At 70.2% G+C, this 19321-nt stretch carries 12 protein-coding genes; 3 read left to right on the forward strand and 9 right to left on the reverse strand.

The window, feature by feature from the left end:
* Positions 1-10: 10 nt before the first annotated feature.
* The 3 genes from ACWEOO_RS00650 to ACWEOO_RS00660 form a co-directional block, all read right to left on the reverse strand.
* Positions 11-1315, reverse strand: a complete 1305-nt coding sequence (locus tag ACWEOO_RS00650; RefSeq protein ID WP_452141125.1) for a M1 family metallopeptidase — start codon at positions 1313-1315, stop codon at positions 11-13.
* Entirely contained in the window at positions 1315-5265 is a 3951-nt protein-coding gene (locus tag ACWEOO_RS00655) for a Pls/PosA family non-ribosomal peptide synthetase (RefSeq protein WP_452141126.1), read from the reverse strand. Before ACWEOO_RS00655 ends, ACWEOO_RS00650 begins: the two co-directional genes overlap by 1 nt.
* A 99-nt stretch (positions 5266-5364) precedes the next feature.
* Positions 5365-6510, reverse strand: coding sequence for a neutral zinc metallopeptidase (locus ACWEOO_RS00660; RefSeq protein ID WP_452141127.1), 1146 nt, complete (start codon positions 6508-6510; stop codon positions 5365-5367).
* A gap of 68 nt (positions 6511-6578) precedes the next feature.
* On the opposite strand from ACWEOO_RS00660, the gene ACWEOO_RS00665 reads away from it, so the two are divergent.
* Positions 6579-8279 (forward strand): DUF2207 domain-containing protein, encoded by a 1701-nt coding sequence (locus ACWEOO_RS00665; RefSeq protein WP_452141128.1) that lies wholly within the window; start codon positions 6579-6581, stop codon positions 8277-8279.
* Between the two features lie 25 nt (positions 8280-8304).
* Here ACWEOO_RS00665 and ACWEOO_RS00670 read toward each other — a convergent pair whose 3' ends face one another.
* The 3 genes from ACWEOO_RS00670 to ACWEOO_RS00680 form a co-directional block, all read right to left on the reverse strand.
* A complete protein-coding gene (locus ACWEOO_RS00670; protein WP_452141129.1) occupies positions 8305-9306 on the reverse strand; it encodes a neutral zinc metallopeptidase in 1002 nt (333 codons plus the stop codon).
* 1244 nt (positions 9307-10550) lie between these two features.
* Entirely contained in the window at positions 10551-11867 is a 1317-nt protein-coding gene (locus ACWEOO_RS00675) for a neutral zinc metallopeptidase (RefSeq protein ID WP_452141130.1), read from the reverse strand.
* Positions 11868-11893: 26 nt separating this feature from the next.
* On the reverse strand, positions 11894-13030 hold the full coding sequence (locus ACWEOO_RS00680; RefSeq protein WP_452141131.1) for a neutral zinc metallopeptidase: 1137 nt from the start codon (positions 13028-13030) through the stop codon (positions 11894-11896).
* 60 nt (positions 13031-13090) lie between these two features.
* Here ACWEOO_RS00680 and ACWEOO_RS00685 point away from each other — a divergent pair, with 60 nt between their 5' ends.
* Positions 13091-14794: a DUF2207 domain-containing protein gene (locus ACWEOO_RS00685; RefSeq protein WP_452141132.1), complete on the forward strand. Its 1704-nt coding sequence runs from the start codon at positions 13091-13093 to the stop codon at positions 14792-14794.
* Between the two features lie 64 nt (positions 14795-14858).
* On the opposite strand, the gene ACWEOO_RS00690 is transcribed toward ACWEOO_RS00685, so the two are convergent.
* The 3 genes from ACWEOO_RS00690 to ACWEOO_RS00700 all read right to left on the reverse strand — a co-directional run bounded on the left by ACWEOO_RS00690 (position 14859) and on the right by ACWEOO_RS00700 (position 17754).
* Positions 14859-16151 carry a peptidase C39 family protein gene (locus ACWEOO_RS00690; protein WP_452141133.1) on the reverse strand — a complete coding sequence of 431 codons (1293 nt, stop codon included), beginning with the start codon at positions 16149-16151 and terminating at the stop codon, positions 14859-14861.
* 180 nt (positions 16152-16331) lie between these two features.
* Entirely contained in the window at positions 16332-16889 is a 558-nt protein-coding gene (locus ACWEOO_RS00695) for a GNAT family N-acetyltransferase (protein ID WP_363710096.1), read from the reverse strand.
* 31 nt (positions 16890-16920) lie between these two features.
* Positions 16921-17754 (reverse strand): lysozyme, encoded by an 834-nt coding sequence (locus ACWEOO_RS00700; RefSeq protein WP_452141134.1) that lies wholly within the window; start codon positions 17752-17754, stop codon positions 16921-16923.
* 132 nt (positions 17755-17886) lie between these two features.
* Here ACWEOO_RS00700 and cysS point away from each other — a divergent pair, with 132 nt between their 5' ends.
* Positions 17887-19320, forward strand: coding sequence for a cysteine--tRNA ligase (cysS, locus tag ACWEOO_RS00705; RefSeq protein WP_359934186.1), 1434 nt, complete (start codon positions 17887-17889; stop codon positions 19318-19320).
* Position 19321 lies beyond the last annotated feature (1 nt).

Consider the following 19321-nt stretch of genomic DNA (forward strand, 5'->3'; position numbering starts at 1 on the left):
CAGACGAGACCTAGCGCCGACGCGGCAACGGCGGCAGCTCGTACGAGTCCAGCCAGGCGGCGAAGAGGTGCCGCAGGGCCTCCTCGTCCGGGCTGAACGTCGAGGCGAGCGCGATGAACTCCGCCGTGGTGACCGACCCGTGCCGGTGCGTCTTGGTCCAGGTGCGGAGCAGGTCGAAGAACGGGGCGTCACCGAGGTGGTTGCGCAGCACGTGCAGCGTGATCGCGCCGCGCTTGTACAGGCGGTCGTCGAACATCAGGTCCGGCCCCGGATCCGACAGCATCAGGTCCTGCGGCAGACCCTTCAACCGCGAGTACGCCTTGGCCACCTGCTGATCCGCGGTCAGCCCGCGCGACTCCTCCGACCACAGCCACTCGGCGTAGCAGGCGAAGCCCTCGTTCAGCCAGATGTGCTGCCAGTTCGCCGGCGTCAGGCTGTTGCCGAACCACTGGTGTGCCAACTCGTGCGCGACCAGCCGCTCCGAGCCGTTCCGCCCGTCGACGTGGTTGCTGCCGAACACCGAGATGCCCTGCGCCTCGAGCGGGATCTCCAGCGGGTCGTCGGTCACCACGACCGTGTACCCGCCGAACGGGTACGGCCCGAACTGCCGGCAGAACAGCTTCATCATGTCCTGCTGCCGCCCGAAGTCGTGCCGGAACTCGCGGATCCGGCCGGCCGGCAGCACGCCGCGGATCGTCACCGGCGACACCGCCAGGTCCACCTCGTCGTACCGGCCGATCTGCACGGTCGCGAGGTACGTCGCCATCGGCGCGGCCTGGTCGAACACCCACGTCGTACGGCTCGCCTTCACCCGGCGGGACACCAGCCGCCCGTTCGCGACCACCTGGTACGGCGAGTCGGTGGTGATCGAGATGCGGTAGTGCGCCTTGTCGCCGGGGTGGTCGTTGCACGGGAACCAGGTGGCCGCGCCGCTCGGCTGGCTGGCGACGATCACGCCCTCGGTGAGCTCCTCCCAGCCGAGCTCGCCCCACGGGCTGTCCTCGGGCCTCGGGTTGCCGCCGTACTGGACGTCGACCGAGAACTCGGCGCCGTCCGGGATCGGCGTCGCCGGGGTGATGTGCAGCTTGCCGCCGCGATGGGCGTACCGCTGCGGCCGGCGGCCGTTCACCGACACCTTCGAGACGCGGAGACCGGACAGGTCGAGGCTGAAGCGGGACAGCGACTGGGTGGCGTAGGCGGTGATCGTCGCCTTGCCGGTCAGGCGGTTGCTGTTGACCCGGTAGTCGAGCTCGAGCTCGTACGACTCCACCTTGTAGTCGGTACTTCCATGGCTCGGTACATAGCGGTCAACCATCAGCCCTGCCAGGGAGCGCTGTGCTGCCATGGCGCAATGGGGTTCCCGGCCCAGCGCGTACCCGCCGGCACACCTTCACCACGCATCACGAGCGACACCGGGCCGATGGTAGCGCCTGCTCCTACCGCGGCGGCCGGGAGGACGATGCCGTGCGGGCCGAGGGTCGCCCCGGGGCCGAAGGTGACTGTGTTCATGGAGAGAACTCGATCATGAAAAAGGTGCGTCTGCAGCACGCAACCGCGATTCACCGTGGCGCCGTCGCCCAGGGTGACCAGATCCGCCTCCGGCAACCAGTACGTCTCGCACCAGACGCCCTTGCCGATCTTCGCTCCGAGTGACCGCAGCCAGAGGTTGAGTACCGGTGTACCGGCGGCGGCGTTCGCGAACCAGGGCGCGGAGACGAGCTCGACGAAGCTGTCGACCACCTCGTTGCGCCAGACGAACGAGCTCCACAGCGGATACTCGACGGCTCGGGTCCGGCCCACGATCAGCCACTTGGCGACCGTCGCCATCCCGCCCGCGACGGCGCCGGCGGTGAGGATCACCGCGCCGGACAGCAGCATCGTCCACCACGGCCCGAGCCAGAGGTCCAGCGCCTGCAGCGCGAACAGCACGCCGAGCGCGATCAGCACCGTGCACATCATCGGGACGAACCGGCACAGCTCGACCAGGGCGCGCGCGACCTTGAGCTTGTACGGCGGGTTGAACGTCCGGCTCTGGTCACCCGCGACGGCCTGGCGGCGCAGCTTCACGGGCGGCGAGCCGAGCCACGACGTACCGGCCTTGGACTTCTTCGGCGCCGCGGACAGCACCGCGACCAGGCCGTTCTTCGGCACGCTGCGGCCGGGCGCGGTCATCCCGGAGTTTCCCAGGAAGGCGCGCTTGCCGACCTTCGCGCCGGCCACGTGCAGCCAGCCGCCGCCGAGCTCGTACGACGCGATCATCGTGTCGTCGGCGAGGAACGCGCCCTCGCCGACAGTCGTCATCTTCGGCAGCAGCAGGACAGTCGACGCCTCGACGTCGCGGCCGATCTTCGCGCCCAGCGTCCGCAGCCACCACGGCGTCAGCAGGCTCGCGTACAGCGGGAAGAGCAGCGTCCGCGCCGAGTCGAGCAGGCGCTCGGTCGCCCAGACCTGCCACCCGATCCGGCTACGGACCGGGTAGTGACCGGGCTTGATCCCGATACCGAGCAGCCGGACGCCGGCCAGCGTCAGAACCGCGATGGTGGCGAAACCGACCAGCGTCATCAGCGGCACCGCACCGAGGGCCTGCAGCGCCGCATCCTGCAGATCCTGAGTGCCGCGCACCGCGTTCCCCAGGACTGCGAACGCTGCGGCCGCACCCGCGACCGGGATCAACGACATCGCGGCCGACTGGGCACCGTACGCCGCCACCCACCACGGAGCGCGGGCGGGACGGTGGTCGGGCCACGGGTGCCGTGCGCGGCCGATCCGGGCCGCGGGGGAGCCGGACCAGCGTTCGTTCTCGGGGACCTTTCCGGACACGGCCGAGCCGGCCATGATCTCGGCGTTGCGGCCGATCTCCACGCCCGGGAGCAGCGTGCTGCGGGAGCCGACGACCGCCTCCGCGCCGACGGTGACCTGGCCGATGTGCAGCTGGTCGCCGTCGATCCAGTAGCCGGCCAGGTCGACCTCGGGCTCGATCGAGGCGCCGCGCCCCATGGTGAGCATGCCGGTCACCGGCGGCAGCGTGTGCAGGTCGACGCCGCGGCCGATCTTCGCGCCGAGCGCGCGGGCGTAGTACGCGATCCAGGGAGCGCCCGCGAGGTTGGCGGCGCCGGCGGCGTCGGCGAGGTTCTCCGCGGCCCAGAGCCGGACGTGGACGGTGCCGCCGCGCGGGTACGTCCCGGGTTTCACTCCCCGCAGCAGGATCCGGGCGCCGACGACCGCGATACCCATCCGGCCCGCGGGGCTGATCAGGATCAGCCAGCCGGCCAGGATCCACCACCAGGACACGGTCCGCGCCCACGGGAGCGGGTCGATCAGTGCGGCGAGGAGGTTGTTCAGCGTGAACAGGTAGACCAGCCAGCGGAGGCCGACCACGGTCTGCAGGATCAGCGTCAGCCCGGTCTGCAGGACCTGCGTGCCCTTCGGGGTCGGCCGGATCTCGCGGACCTCGACCGGCTCGAGCGCGACCGGCTGGACGTCGTCGAGCCGTTCGGCCAGGGCGCCGAGGCGCGGGTACTCGTAGATGTCGCCGACGGTGACTTCCGGGTACCGCTCACGCAGGGCGGACACGAGCTGCGCCGCGGCGAGGCTGCCGCCGCCGTGCAGGAAGAAGTCGTTGTCGGCACCGGTGACCGTGGCGCCGAGGACCTTCGTCCAGCGCTCGGCCAGCCAGCCCGCCGTACCGTCGAGATCCGCGGCCGGGCCTTCGCTGTCCATCCCGGCCAGCGGCCAGGGCAGCGCGTTGCGGTCGACCTTGCCGGAGGTCCTGGTCGGCAGGGTGTCGACGACGGCCAGCAACGGTACGAGCGCGGCAGGCAGCGCCTCGCGCAGCCGCTCGGTGGCCTTGGCGGTCTCGAACGCGTCCGGCTCGTCCGGTACGACGTACCCGACGAGGAGCTGATTGCCGGCGGCGCTGTTGCGTACGGCGGCTGCCGCGCCGGAGACGCCCGGGAGCGACTGCAGGGCCGCGTCGACCTCGCCGAGCTCGATCCGCCGGCCGCCGAGCTTGACCTGCTCGTCGGCCCGGCCCTGGAACAGCAGGCCCAGTGGGTCGGACCGGACCAGGTCGCCGCTGCGATAGGCGCGCTCCCAGCCGAGCGTCGGCATCGGGGCGAACTTCTCGGCGTCCTTGACCGGGTCCAGGTACCGGGCCAGGCCGACGCCGCCGATGATCAGCTCGCCGATCTCACCGTCCGCGACTTCGTTGCCTGCAGCATCTACTACGGCCAGATCCCAGCCATCCAGCGGCAGGCCGATCCGCACGGGTCCTTCGCCGGTGAGCTGGGCCGCGCACGCGACGACGGTGGCCTCGGTCGGGCCGTAGGTGTTCCAGACCTCGCGGCCGTCGACGGCGAGCCGCTCGGCCAGCTCCGGCGGACACGCCTCGCCGCCGAAGATCAGCAGCCGGACCTGGTCGAGGGCGTCCGGCGGCCAGAGCGCGGCGAGCGTCGGCACGGTCGAGACGATGGTGATGCCTTGGGCAACCAGCCAGGGACCGAGGTCCATACCGGTACGGACCAGTGAGCGGGGTGCGGGCACCAGGCAGGCGCCGTGCCGCCAGGCCAGCCACATCTCCTCGCAGGACGCGTCGAACGCGACGGACAGGCCGGCCAGGACCCGGTCGTCGGGCCCGAGCGGCTCGCTCTGCAGGAACAGCCGGGCCTCGGCGTCGATGAACGCGGCCGCCGAGCGGTGCGTGACCGCCACACCTTTCGGTACGCCGGTCGAGCCGGAGGTGAAGATGATCCAGGCGTCGTCGCTCGGCTCGGGGCCGGCTGTGCCGCGCGGGGCGTCGGTCGTGCTCGTGGCGTCCATGCGGGCGGAGTACGGGTAGTCGAAGGCGCCGTTGGCCGCGTCGTTGTCGGCGAGCGGCGGCTGGTACGGGCGGGTGAGGGTGAGCTCGAGCTCGTCACCGACAGTGGCCGCGACGGCTGCCTCCCCGAAGACCAGCTCGGCGCGCTCGTCCGGGTCGTCCGCGTCGACCGGGACGTACGCGGCGCCGGCCTGCAGGGTGCCGAGAATCGCGACGTACAGGTCGTTGTGCCCGGACGAGATCCGGATGCCGACCCGGTCTCCCGGTCCGATCCCCGCCGCGGTCAGCCGGGCGGCGAACTTGGTGGTCTGGGCCAGCAGTTCGCGATAGCTGAGGCTGACGCTGCCGTCGTCCAGCGCCGGCTCGTCGGCGTACTGGCCGGCCGTCTCCTCGAGCACCTCGACCAACGTCCGCGCCGCCGCTGCCAGCCTCCCGCGTCGCAACGTCACGGCCGAATATTACGCCGCTCGGTTACCACCCCGATAACCCGAAGCGAACAGTGGGTGCGTCCATCAACCGCTTGTTCACGACGCGGTGGAGCGGATCGGTTACTTCACCAGGTCCGCCGGTACCGCGAACGTGTCACACGCCTTGTTCTCGCCGATGTTGAAACCGTTCTGGATCCAGAAGCCCTGGCTGGTCGCCAGACCGTGCGTCCGCTCGTCCTCGGGTGTGCTCGGAGACTCGCCGAAGCTGTTGCTGGACTGCTCCTTGAACTCGTCCAGCCGGTCCGTCAGCGGGTACGACTTCGCGACCGCCTTGCTGAAGACGCCGCCGAAGCACGACGCCTGCAACTCGTTGCGCCGCGAGCTCTCCAGCTTCTCGTCCGGGTGGTCCTGCAGATAGGCCATGCGGGCGTAGAACAGCCCGGTGACGCCTTGGACGTGGTGACCGTACTCGTGCGCGATCGTCATCAGATAGGCCAGGTCCTGCTGCGGCCCGAACGCCTTGTTCATCTGCTTCACGTCGACGTACATCACCTGGTTGCCGTAGCAGTAGAACGCCAGCACCCGCCCGGACAGCGGCTGGAAGTTACCGCATGCGGTGGTCACCGGCTGGTCGAAGACGACCAGGCCCGGGTCCGGCTTGTCCTGGCCGAGTTCGTGGAAGGCCGGGCGCCACGCGTCGTTCAGGCACTTGAAGAGGCGCTGGTAGTAGACCTTCTGCGCCGCCAGGCCGGCGCTGCCGAGGTTGGCCGCGGGGCAGTTCTGCTCCGGCAGCGGACCGGTGCGGTAGACGTCGGCGTTCAGCAGGAAGTCCTCGGCGGTGCCCTTCTCCGGGGTCGTCGTGGGCGTCGGCACGATCGACGGGCCACCGCTCACCGTGGGCTCCGCCGTCGTGTCGGTGCCGCTGGAGCCCAGCAGTGCGGCCAGCACCGCCACGGACACGCCGATGAAGGTGAGGAGCACGAAGCCGAGCAGAACCAGGCGCAGCGGTCCGCCCCGCTTCCGCGGCGGCTGGAACCCGTTGAACTGACCCGGGCCCCCGTAGTACGGCTGCCACTGGGGCGGATACTGCTGGCCCGGGTACGGCATACCTTGCGGAGAGCCCTGCATCGGCCCAGGTGCGTACTGGCCCTGCTGCGGCGGCCACGGTGCGGACTGCGGTGGGGGCAGGACACCGGGCGGCGGGCCGACCGGCCTGCCTTGCGGTGCGCCCTGCGGCGGTCCGCCGTAGCCGTACGGGCTGCTCACGCTCTGGCCTCCATGTGGTCGGTCGGTCGAGTTCGCTGCGCGAACCGGCACGAGACTACTCTCGACCCATGTCACCGAAGCGCCGCCTCCTCACGGCTGCCCTGCTGATGCCTCTGACCGCCCCACTGGTCGTTGCCCTCGGCATGCTGCCTGCCCAGGCCGGGATCCTGGCCGACGACCAGATCACGGCGTACTCCGCGGAGGCGACGCTGACCAAGGACGGTGAGCTGCAGGTCAAGGAGACCGTCGACCTGACCGCCGGCGGTACGACGTTCAGCCGCACGCTGGCCGACCGGGTCCGGTCCGACGCCGAGCGCGACCGGACGTACGAGCTGAAGGACGTCTCCGCGACCGTGAACGGGCAGCCCGCCCAGGGCTTCCAGAACGAGAGCACCGACGACGGCCGCAAGCTGACGCTGAACGTGTCCGGCGAGTCGAAGATCGTCTACAGCTACACCGTCGGCAACGTGGTCGCCGACTCGATCGACGGCCGCCAGGTGAGCTGGCCGATCGTGCAGGGCTTCGGTACCTCGATCCCGAAGGCCGAGCTGAGCGTCGGCGTCCCGTTCGCGACCTGGGTGACCTGTTTCGCCGGCCGCGCCGGGTCGAGCATGCCGTGTACGTCGTCGCAGCTGGGCGAGTCGGCGGCGCTGGAGATCGAGCAGAACGGCGTACCCGCCGGTGGCCGGGTGACGTTCCTGACCGGGCTGAGCGACCAGGCGAGCGTGCAGCCCAACGCGCAGTACTCCACCCGCTGGTCGCTCGGGCGGGCGTTCACCGTGGACACGACCACCGGCGGCCTCGCGGTGCTGGTGTTCGGGCTCGGGCTCCTCGGTGCGGTCGGCCTGTGGTTCTTCCGCGGCCGGGACGCAGCGAAGGTCGGTGACGGCGCGCCGGAGCGTCCGGTGCTCGACGGCGCCAACGGCCCGCAGTTCGCCGCGCCGGACGGCATCCGGCCGGGCCAGGTCGGCACCGTGGTGGACGAGACGGCCGACGTCGTCGACATCACCGCGACCCTGCTGGACCTTGCTGTGCGCAACTACCTGACGATCGTCGAGCAGCCGCGCGAGTCGCACTTCGGCAAGCTGGACTGGGAGCTGCAGCGGCTGCACCCAGGCGGCCCCGAGCTGCTGGCGTACGAGAAGGCCCTGCTGGATGCGGTGTTCGCCGACGGCGACTCGGTCCTCGTCTCCGCACTCGGCCCGTCGCTGCGGCCGCGCCTCAACCTGGTCCGCGAGCAGCTGTACGCCGATGTCGTCACGCAGGGCTGGTTCAACAACCGTCCGGACGCGGTCCGGAACCGGTGGACCACCGCCGGCGTGGTGCTGCTCGGTGCGGGCGTCGTGCTGACCATCGTGCTCGCGATCGTCAGCAAGTTCGCGTTGGTCGGCCTTGCGGTCATGGCGGCCGGTCTGGTGCTCGCGCTCGTCGGACAGGCCGCACCGGCCCGCACCGCGCGCGGTGCCGCCGTACTGGGCCGGGTGGCCGGTCTGCAGCACTACCTGGCCAACGAGTCGTCGGCCGACCTCCCGGACAGCCACCGGCTCGAGTTCGCGTCCCGCTGCCTGCCGTACGCCGCGGTCCTCGGGCTGACCGAGAAGTGGGCGCTGGAGATCGCCGCGACCGATGACGACGACGACCCCGACGCGGGCATCGGCTGGTACTCCGGTCCGGAGAACTGGCACCTGTCCGACATCGGGGAATCGCTCAGCAACTTCGTGACGTCGTTCGGCGGCTCGCTGACCACCGCCCGCCGGCTGTTCGGCTGACGGGCGGCGGTCGCCGTACCGCGGTCTAGTTCACCCGGACGTCGGCCGCGGTGAAGGTGTTGCAGGAGTCCGGCTTCTTGGTGTTGTAGCCGGCGAGCGACCACTGGTAGTTGCTGACCCGGTTGCCGTGGTCGTGCACCCGCGGCCGGGCGTAGTCGTCACCCGAGTGCGAGATCAGGAACTTCCAGTTGTTCAGCAGCACGCCGTTCATCGGGACGTACGCCGCGTTCGCGCCGAGGTAGACCGCGCCGAGACAGGTCGCCTGCAGCTCGCGCCGGCGGCTCTCGGTCAGCTTCTGGTTCGGCGTCATGCTCTGCTGCCGCGACATCGACGCGGCGAGGATCCCGCTCAGCTTCTGGACGTGATGGCCGTACTCGTGGACGAAGTTGTTCAGCATGATCGCCCGGGTGTAGGCCGGGTTGCTCTTGTAGTACGCGTTGTCGCGGCTGAACGGCAGGTAGATGGTCTCGTTCGCGGTGCAGTACGCCGCCCGCGCGCTGCGCTGGATGCCGCACGGCGAGGGGACCTTGCCGACGTACACGACGGCCTTCGGGTTGCGGAACGGCAGGTTCGCCTTCTTCATCGCGAGCCACCAGGTGCGGTTCAGGCAGGGCAGCAGACGGTTGTAGTACTGCTGTGCCGCCGCGACGGTGACCGGTGCGAACGGCGGCTCCGCGCACTTCGACGCGGCGACCGGGCCGATCGAGTACAGCCGGCTGCCCTTGACGACCTCGTCGACCGTCGGGCCGCGCGGCGTCGACGGGGACGGGCTCTCCGAGGGCGTCTGGGACGGGGTCTCCGAGGACGGGGCCGTCGTCGGAGTCTGCTTCGCCTCGGGTTCGCCGCCGCTGAGGCCGCGGACGAGGAGCGTGACGCCGCCGCCGACGACCAGGACCGCGAGTACGACCAGGCCGATCAGCAGCACGCGGGACATCTTCTTCTTACGCCGCCGCCGGCCGCCCGGCGGCTGCGGGATCGGGATCGGCGGGTACTGCCAGTTCGGGGACTGCTGGACCGGCTGGCCCATCGGACCGAGCTGGTTGCCTCCCTGCGGGGCGGCGTGGCGCGGGCCGGACTGCTGCTGCGGCGGGAGGGCGTTGCTCCACGGGGAGGCCGGCTGCTGGCTCTGTCCACCTTGCGGGCCCCAGAGATAGGAGCCCTCTGAGTGCGGCCCGCTCTGCTGCGGCCGTGCCGGCTGCTGCGAAGGCGAAGCCTGCCAAGCACTCGACTCCGACTGCCCCGTAGCCGACCACCCCGGCCCACCCGGCCCGCCGGACTGTGGCGAGTCGCCTTGGGTGCTGCCGGTCTGCAGCGTCCACGACTGGGTTCCCCAGGAAGCTCCCGCGGCCTGCGAGGCCTGGTTCGGTGCGGGCTGGCCGGGCCGGCCCTGGTTCGGCTGGGAGAGACCGGACTGCGAGGGACCGGACTGCGAGGGACCGGGCTGGGCAGCCGACTGCTGCGGGCTCGACTGCCACGGGCTGGTTGCAGGCGGCCCCGACGGGCTCGCCCCGGACTGCCAAGAACCAGACTGCCCAGGACCGGGCTGCGGTACCCCCGGCCGCCCAGACCCCGACCCACCAGAGCCACCCTGCGCCGAACCGGCCTGCCCAGACTGCCCGGGACCGCTCTGAGTCGGACTACCCCAGGACGGGCCCGCGCCGGACTGCGGCTGGCTGCCCCACGAAGGGCCGGGCTGACCCGGACCCGATTGACCTGAGGCGGACTGGCCCGGTCCGCCCTGCCTCGGGCCGCCGTGCGTCGGGCCGGGTTGGGATGGGCCGGCCCACGGGGAACCGGACTGCGGACGGGCGGACTGGCCTGGGGCGGGCTGGTCTGGGTGTTCTCGGCGGGTGGGGTCCCAGCCGCCGTCGAACCAGTTGTTGGCGGGTTGTTCGGACTGGCCCGGGTTGCCGAACTCCCGCTTGGCGTCGGTGTCGCCGGTCCACCAGGTGGCCGGCTGACCTTCCCCACGGCCCTGCTCACCGGGAACGTCCCCACGAGGTCCGCCCTCGTTGTCCCGGGAGCCGAACCACCCACGACCTTGGTCCTGACCGGGAACGGGCTCCTGCGGGCGGTCCGGCTGATCGTCAGCCGGGTCGCTCCCCGGGGGCTGGTTCCTGTTGTCCGACATCGATGCTCCTCACGACCTTGCTTCCGACAGCTCGTTGGTGGGGCGCCGAAGCCGCCTCCCCCCGGACATACTTTGCGCGATCCGGATCCACCAGGCTAGCTATCTCGGCCGGTCGCCCCGAACTGGACCGCTCCAGCCCCTCACTGCACCTTGGCGGCAGGTGCGACGAAGGTGTTGCAGGCGCTCGGGTTGCGGGCGTTCCACCCGCGGGTCGCCCAGTACTGGTGGTTGTTCGCGTCGCCGTGGTCGTTCGCGTCGTCGGTCACGTGCCCGATCAGCCAGCGCCACTGGAACAGCGACTGCCCGGTGATCGGGTAGCTGCGCCGGTTCGCGCCGATGAAGATGTCGGAGAAGCAGGACGCCTGGAGTTCGAGCCGCCGGCTGTCCTGCAGTTCCATCGCGTACGTCGGCCGCTCGTACCGGATCCGCGCGTACGCCTGCAGGATCCCCATGTTGTTCTGGACGTGGTGCCCGTACTCGTGGGCGAACTGGTGCAGCATCCACATCCGCGCCCACACCTTCTGGTAGCTCTGCGGGTAGCGGTTGTAGTTGCCGATGTCCTCGGTGAGGTTCATGTAGATGGTGTCGGTGGTGCCGCAGAAGAACGGCGGCCCGGAGTCGCTGTGGGTCCCGCACGGCGTCGTGATCGTACCGCTGAAGATCTGCACGGCCGGCGCCCGGAACCGCCCGCCGGCCTTGGTCACCAGCGGCGCCCATGCCTTGTTCAGACAGCCCACCAGGTTCTTGTAGTTGGCCCGCGCACCGGCGACCGTGCTCTGCCGTGCCCTGGACTCCTTGCAGCCCACCGAGGCCATCGCGCCGGCCTTGTACAGCCTGTTCCGCAGCACCAGATCGCTGTCGGTCGGCCCCGGGTTCGTCGTCGGCTTGCTGGTCGCGGTCGTGGTCGACCGGGACGTGGTCGGCCGCGGCGCCTGCGTGGTCGGCCGGGTGGTGGTCGGCTCGGCGCTGGTCGGGCTGGCGGACGGCTTCTGCGTCGGCTCGTTCGTCGGGCTGTACGACGTCGTGGTGGTCGGTTCCGCGTACGACGGGTCGCCGTTGTGCTTGAGCACCGACGACACGATCCTGAGCCCGATCACACCGACCACGAGCACACCGAGCAGCACGAACACGGCGATCAGCCCGCCGCGTCCCTTCTTCGGCGGCTTCGGTCCGCCAGGCGGAGCGCCCCAGCCGAACTGCGGCTGCCCAGGCCCCGGGAGCGGCTGCCCCTGGTACGACTGTCCGTGGAACGGCTGCCCGGGAAACGGCGGCCCCTGGTAGGGCGGGCCTTGCGGCGGCCCCTGGTACGGCGGGCCCTGGGGTGGTCCTTGTGGTGGGCCAGGCGGTCGACCAGGAGGCGGTGTACCGCCGTACCCCGGCCCTTGCTGCCAGGGCGGAGGCGGCTGCTGCGGCGGGTACTGCTGCCCGGGCGGTGGGCCCCATTGGTTGCCTGACACACCCGGGACGCTACCGGAGCCAGGGCTCAACTTACTCGGGCAGGCGACGCGGACCAGGTGTTGCAGCTGGCCGGGTTACGGCTCTGGAAGGCCGCTCGGCTCCAGGCTCCGTGGTTGGTCGTGCTGCCGTGGTCCCGCGGGTACGGCGGCCGGTCGCCGCTGTTGTTCACGTCGTACAGCCACATCTGGTACGCGTACCCGGTGATCCCGTAGCTGCCGCGGTTGGCGCCCAGGAATACGTTGCCGAGACAGGAGGCCTGCAGTTCGAGCCGTCGGCTCAGCTGCAACGTTCCGGCGGCGGACGCGTCGTACCGGAGCTTCTCGTAGGCCACGCCGAGCCCGGTCATCCACTGCACCGCGTGCGCGTACTCGTGCGCCATGGTGAAGGTGCCGACCATCCGGCCGAACGTCGGGTTCTGTTTGTAGAAGGTGACGATCGACGGCGACTCCATATAAATGGTGTGTGTGGTCGGGCAGTAGAACGAGCGGCCGACGCCACTGCCGCACGGTGTAGTAACAGAGCCGCCCCAGACGATCAGTCCGGGTGACCGGTAGCGGCCGCCGGACGCGGCGACCTGCTTGGGCCAGGCACGGTCGAGGCAGGTCTTGATCGCTTTGAAGTAGGCCAGCGACTGTGAGCCGTTGCCGAGCCCGGTCCGGGCCTGCTTGCAGTTCACCGTCCGCATCGCACCGGTCTTGTACAGCCGGTGCGTCGCGTTGAACGTCGCCGGGCTGACGGTCTGCACCGGCTTCGGCGGGGTGACCTTCGTCGTCGTGGTGGTCGTTGCCCGAGGCGGAGGTGCGACGGTCTTCGACGGCACGGTGGTGGCCGGGACAGATGTTGTTGCCGGCTCAGGCGTTGCGGACTCCGTGGCGACTGGCACGGTCGCGGCCGGTCCGTCGCCGCCCTGTGTGAGTTTCACAACCAGGAACACGCCGCCGGCCGCGACCACCGCGAGGAGTGCGACGACGAGCAGCGCGGTACCCCCAGACTTCTTCCGGGGCGGCGGCAACGGTCCCCATCCGTACTGCGGGCCGGGCGGCGGCGGAGGCGCGTAGTACTGCGGGGGCACGGAGTACTGCGGCGGAGGACCACCCTGGTAGCCCTGCTGCGGCGGCGGGCCGAATTGGCCGGGTCCCGGTCCCCATTGGTTGCCTGACACTCCCCAGACGCTATCGTGCCCGGTGTCAACCTGACCCTCTCTCTACGGTGTGATTGGGCGATGCGTCTACGTCTCCTCGGGCTATCCCTGTGTGCCCTCGGCCTGCTCGGCCTGTCCACTGTCCCAGCCGGTGCGAGCAGCGCCGCAGCCGCGGACGCAACCAGCGCCGCCGCCGATCCGGTGGTGACCAACTACGACGGCCAGGTCCGGGTCGAGCGCGACGGCCTGCTCCGGGTCTCCGAGACCTGGAAGCTCAGCAATGTGAACGGGACCTTCACCCGGTTCATCGTCACGCGGGACCACCTGCCCGACGACATCGACCACGTCCAGGAGATCGGCGACCTGACGGTCAAGGCCGGCGGCCAGGACAAGAAGGCCGAGCTGAAGACCGAGGGCGACGTCACGTCGATCGCCGTCCCGGACGTCAGCAGCGGTACGACGCAGCTCGACTTCACGTACACCGTGAAGGGCGCGGTGGCGAAGACCCTGGACGGCACCGAGGTGCGGTTCGCGCCGCTGACCGGGATCAGCCTCCCGATCCAGACCGCGAACGTGGTCTTCAGCGTCCCCGAGGTCTCGCACGTCTCCTGCTTCGCGGGCCCGATCGACAGCAACATCCCGTGCTCGCTGGCGCAGATCGGCGAGACGTCCGGCCCGACCTTCCAGCAGACCGCGCTGCCGCCGGGCAACACGGTCCGGATGGCCGTCGGCTTCCCGAAGGGCCAGATCGCCGACAACTCGATCATCGAGTACCGGCACACCTTCAAGCGCGCCTTCTCCACCGACACAGCCCAGCTGATCACCGCGCTGGTGGTGCTGCTGCTCGGCGCGATCGCGCTGTTCGCGCTGTACCGGCTGCGCGGCCGGGACCAGGTCGACCCGCGGCGCGTCGTCCCGGCGTCGCTGTTCAGCCTCGGCACCGACGCGCGGATCGACTTCACGCCGCCGTCCGACCTGCGCCCCGGTGAGGTCGGCACGCTGATCGACGAGCGGATCGACCCGGTCGACGTGACCGCGACGATCATCGACCTGGCCGTCCGCGGTCACCTGACGATCACCGAGCTCGAGCACAGCACCGAGTTCGCGCGGCCGGACTGGGAGCTGCGCCGGGTGTCGAGCGCGCCCGCCGAGGAGCTGCAGCGGTACGAGAACGTCCTGATCCGCGCGATCTTCGGCGACGCCGACTCGGTGCTCGTGTCGGAGCTGGGCAAGCAGGTCCGCGCGAACCTGGCGCAGGTCCAGGACGCCCTGTACGACGGTGTGGTCAAGCGCGGCTGGTTCACCGAGCGCCCGGACCGCACTCGGTCGCTGTGGGCAACGATCGGTATCGCGACCACGGTCGTCGGTGTCGTCGCCACCGTCCTGCTGGCCCTGCTGACGACCTGGGGCCTGCTCGGCCTGGCCATCACGCTGGTCGGTGTCGGCCTGCTCGTGGTCGGCCGCTACATGCCGGCCAAGGCCCCGGCCGCCGGTCGCGTCCTCGGCCAGGTCGCGGCGATCCGCGGCGAGCTGCTGGAGATGGACGTCAGCGAGCTGCCGACCGATCAGCACGCAGAGCTCTGCTCACGCGCCCTGCCGTACGCCGTCGTGCTCGGCGGCTCGGAGCGCTGGATCGACGCACTCGTCGCGACCGACACCACGCCGGACGAAGCGGACGAGGGCTTCACCTGGTACCGCGGTCCGAGCGGCTGGCACCTGCACTACCTGCCGGACTCGCTGCGCAACCTCACCACGAACCTGACGGGCGCACTCTTCGCCCGCTGAGGTCTTCATGAACAGTGCCCGCCACGCCGCCCCGGCGTGGCGGGCACTGTCGTTTCTGGTGGCCCTACCAGTTGTGCTGCGGATCTGTTGGCGCCGGCAACGGTGTGCCCTCGGGGTGGAGCACGTAGACCAGCCCGCCCGAGTGCGGAACCCAGGCGTTCTCGAACGCCTCCCGGTCGTACGTCGTCCGCACCTGGTCGTTGCTGGCGATCAGATGCGACGCCGGATCGTTGACGACCACGTGGCCGGCCTGGTCGAAGCCGACGATGACCATCAGGTGCCCGTTGGTCCCGTAGCCCGCGCCGGGCAGGTCGCCCTTCTTGAACGACAGCGACGCGATCAGCGGGATCCCCGCCTTGATGAACTGCTCCGCCTCGGTCAGCGAACGCAGCCGGGTGACGAAGGCGTCCACGCCGCGCGAGCCGGCGTACGCCGTGTTGAACGGCCAGTTGCCCGCACCGTCGTACGCGTAGTCGAAGACGGACCGTGCCGAATGGTCCACCTGTGGATCGGGATCGGTTGGATCGACCCATGCTGTTTCGGCCGCGGTCGGACCGGCGCCCCAGTAGTCGAGGACCATCGCCGTCGAGGTCGCCGAGCACCAGGCCTCGCCACCGCCGTCCCACTGCGGGTAGTGGCCGATGTGCGTCTCCTGCGAGTACGTCGGTACGTCGAGAACGATGCCCTCCGCGCCGCCGAGGGGGCTGACGGCAACTTTTTTGTCCGACGGCAGCCGGGATGCCATCGCCCCGACGGAGCGGACCACCGGGGACTGCGTCGTACCGCTCAGCCGGTACAGGGTGACCTTCAGCTGCCAGCGGTCCAGCCACTTGCCGGTCGCGGCCTGGAAGGTGTCGACGGCAACGGAACCGTCGGCGTCGCCCTGGCTCGGCACCGACGTCCGGTGGATGTCGCCGGCCACGGTGTCGTCGCCGCCGGACCAGCGGCCGAGCACGTACCACTTCGTGGTGGTGCCGAGATTCGTCGTACCGGCCAACGAGACCTCGACCCAGGTCCCGGGCGGCGTGGTCGCGTTCCAGGAGGCGACCAGCTCGGTCAGCCCGAAGCCGGTGCTGACCTGCGGCGAGACCCAGCTGGTCCGGTCGTAGGATTTGGCGGTGCCGTCGCCGAACGGGTCGACGTACGACGTGGTGCCGGTCGACGTACCGAAGGCGAGGGCCCCGTCGGCGACCGTGGTGCCGAACTGCTGGCCGGACTGGAAGTCGGCGCTCGAGGTCCAGGTCCGATAGGCGACCTGCCGGGCCGGTGCGACCTTGACGGCTTCGCTCGGCAAGGTGCCGGCGCTGAGCACGACCACCCCGAGCATCAGGGCGGTGACGGAACGGGCGCTGGTCATGGGGCCTCCCGGCCTGGACTGAGGAGCGGAGGGAGCGCAGCGACCGGAGCGACGAGGGAAGGCCGGGAGTTACAGCCCCATGACCCGCCGCGCCGGAGGCGTGGCATCAGCACAGTCATGTTCCGACGGTAGACCGGTCGGCAGTTGCTGTCATCAAGACGGCGCGCCGTCGGCAGAAACTTACGAACGCTTGTCCCACTCGCTGTAGAGCATCGCGAACACCAGCTCGTCGGTCCACTCGCCCTTGAGGTACTCGTTCTGCACGAAATGCGCCTCCTGCCGCAGGCCGAGCCGCTCGAGCAGCTTGACCGACCCGGTGTTGCGCGCGTCCAGGCGGGCGATGATCCGGTGCAGGCCGAGCTCCTCGAAGCCGAGCCGCAGCAGCTCGGCCGACGCTTCCGCGGCGTACCCATGGCCGTGCGACTCCGGGTGGAAGACGTACCCGATCTCGCCGGTGCGCTGCTCGACGTTGTTCATGAACAGCGTGACCTCACCCAGGTGCCGGCCGGTGTCCCGCAGGACGACCGCGACGGTGAGCGCTTGACCGTCGGTGTCCATCGGGACATCGGCCAACCGGCCCGTGAGGGCCTCCTTGACCTGCTCCGGCGTCCGTACGTCGTACAGCAGATAACGGGTGACGTCGGGGTTGGACTGCAGCTTCAGCAGGTCGTCGTAGTCGTTCTCGACGTAGCGTCGAAGGGTCAGGCGGTCAGTCTCGATCGGCAGCGAGTAGCTCACCGATCGAGACTATGCGACCCCCGCAACCCGTTTAGCCGTTGGCGAGTGCCTGCAGCCGGTCGTACGCGCCGTTGAAGTGGCTCTGGTCGATCGGCGACGAGGTGAACTGCCAGAACGTGTAGAAGGGCCAGCCGCCCGGCAGCGTCCCCACCGTGGAGGAGTAGCGCGCCACCCACAGCGGGTTGGTCGAGTTGAAGGCGGTGGTGTTACCGGTGCACCGGCTCCACCAGTCGTAGTTCGTGTAGATCACCGCGTCGCGTCCGGTGCGGGACTTGTAGGTGTTGAGGAAGTCGCGGATCCAGCTGACCATCGCCGACGCGCTCAGCCCGTAGCAGGTCGCGCCGTACGGGTTGTACTCGATGTCGAGCGCACCCGGCAGCGTCTTGCCGTCACGGGACCAGCCGCCGCCGCTGCTGGCGAAGTAGTTGGCCTGCGTCGCGCCGCTGGAGCTGTTCGGCAGGGCGAAGTGGTACGCGCCGCGGATCATGCCGACGTTGTAGGACCCGTTGTACTGCTGGGCGAAGTACGGGTTCTTGTACGACGTGCCTTCGGTCGCCTTCACGTACGCGAACCGCTTGCCTTGACCCCACCAGTAGGCCCAGTCGACGTTGCCCTGGTGACTGGACACGTCGATGCCTTCGACGGTGGCCGCGGTACCCATGTCCGCGGGCGCGGCAGCACTGCTGCTGGTGGTGGTGTTCTGCGTCCAGCCCATGTAGGCGTCGCCGGCCTTGCTGATGCCGTGCTGGCGGGCCTGAGCGGTGGGCTGCGGGGTGGGGCTTGCTGTGCTGGCTTGGGCGGAGCCGGTCGAGGCCAGGATCAGGCCAAGAGCGACGGCGGCACCCGTGAAAAGGGCGGACTTCACGGTTTCCTCCAGAGCGATGAGGGGCGGACAGAGCGCTCGGCGATGGTCTTACCCGCATTCGGCAACAACCAACCCTGGAGACGGTTTGTTCGGTGATTATTTACCGGCGTCACCTCCCGTTACCCTTGACCGGTGACACTTCGCTTGTACGACACCGCAACAGCAGCAGTGCGAGATTTCGAGCCGGTCCACCCGGGCAAGGTCGGGATCTACCACTGTGGGCTGACGGTGCAGGGTGCCCCGCATGTCGGGCACATCTACAAGGAAGTGGTCTTCGACGTCCTGCGGCGCTGGCTGGAGCGGTCCGGCTACGAGGTCACCGTGATCGCCAACGTGACCGACATCGAGGACAAGATCCTCGCCAAGTCCGCCGAGCGCGGCATCCCGTGGTGGGCGCACGCCTACGAGTTCGAGCGCGAGCTGCACTGGGCGTACGACGTGCTCGGCTGCCGCCCGCCGACGTACGAGCCGCGCGCCACCGGGCACATCCCGGAGATGCTCGAGATGATCGAGCAGCTGATCGACCGCGGGCACGCGTACGTCGCGCCCGACGGATCGGGTGACGTCTACTTCGACGTCCGCTCCTGGCCGCAGTACGGCGCGCTGTCGCACCAGCGGATCGACGACATGGAGGCCGCCGAGGACGCGGACCCGCGCGGCAAGCGGGACCCGCGCGACTTCGCGCTCTGGAAGGGGTACGTCGAGGGGACGCCGCGGACCGCCTCGTGGCCGACGCCGTGGGGCCGCGGCCGCCCGGGGTGGCACCTGGAGTGCTCGGCGATGGCCGGCAAGTACCTCGGCGACGAGTTCGACATCCACGGCGGCGGGCTGGACCTGCGGTTCCCGCACCACGAGAACGAGTTGGCCCAGTCGACCGCGGTCGGGCAGAAGTTCGCCCGGTTCTGGATGCACAACGCGCTCGTCACGACGGCCGGCGAGAAGATGTCGAAGTCGATGGGCAACAGCGCGATCGTGCGGAACGTGGTCGAGCGGGTCCGCCCGATCGAGCTGCGGTACTACCTGGTCCAGTCGCACTACCGCTCGGTCGTCGAGTTCTCGTTCGAGGCGCTCGACGAGGCGGCGAAGAGCTTCCAGCGGCTCGAGGGCTTCGTGCACCGGGCCGCCGAGGTGACCGGCGGGGCCGAGCCTGCGGCCGAGCTGCCCGGCGACTTCGTGGCCGCGATGGACGACGACCTGGGGACGCCGGCGGCGATGGCCGTGCTGCACAACACCGTTCGCGACGGGAACAAGCTGGTCGCCGACGGCGACTCGGAGGCGCTGCGCGAGGTGCTGGCGGCGGTGCGCGGGATGCTCGGCGTGCTCGGCCTGGACCCGCTGGCCGAGCCGTGGGTGTCGCGCGCCGGCGGCAGCGACGCGCTCACCGAGGTCGTCGACGGGCTGGTGAAGGCTCTGCTCGAGCAGCGGCAGGCGGCCCGGGCACGCAAGGACTACGCCGCCGCGGACGACGTCCGCGACCGGTTGAAGGCGCTCGGCGTCGTCGTCGAGGACACACCGCAGGGACCGCGTTGGTCTCTCGCGACAACTACCACCGACGAAGGAAACTGAC

This window comes from Kribbella sp. NPDC004138, assembly GCF_053603655.1.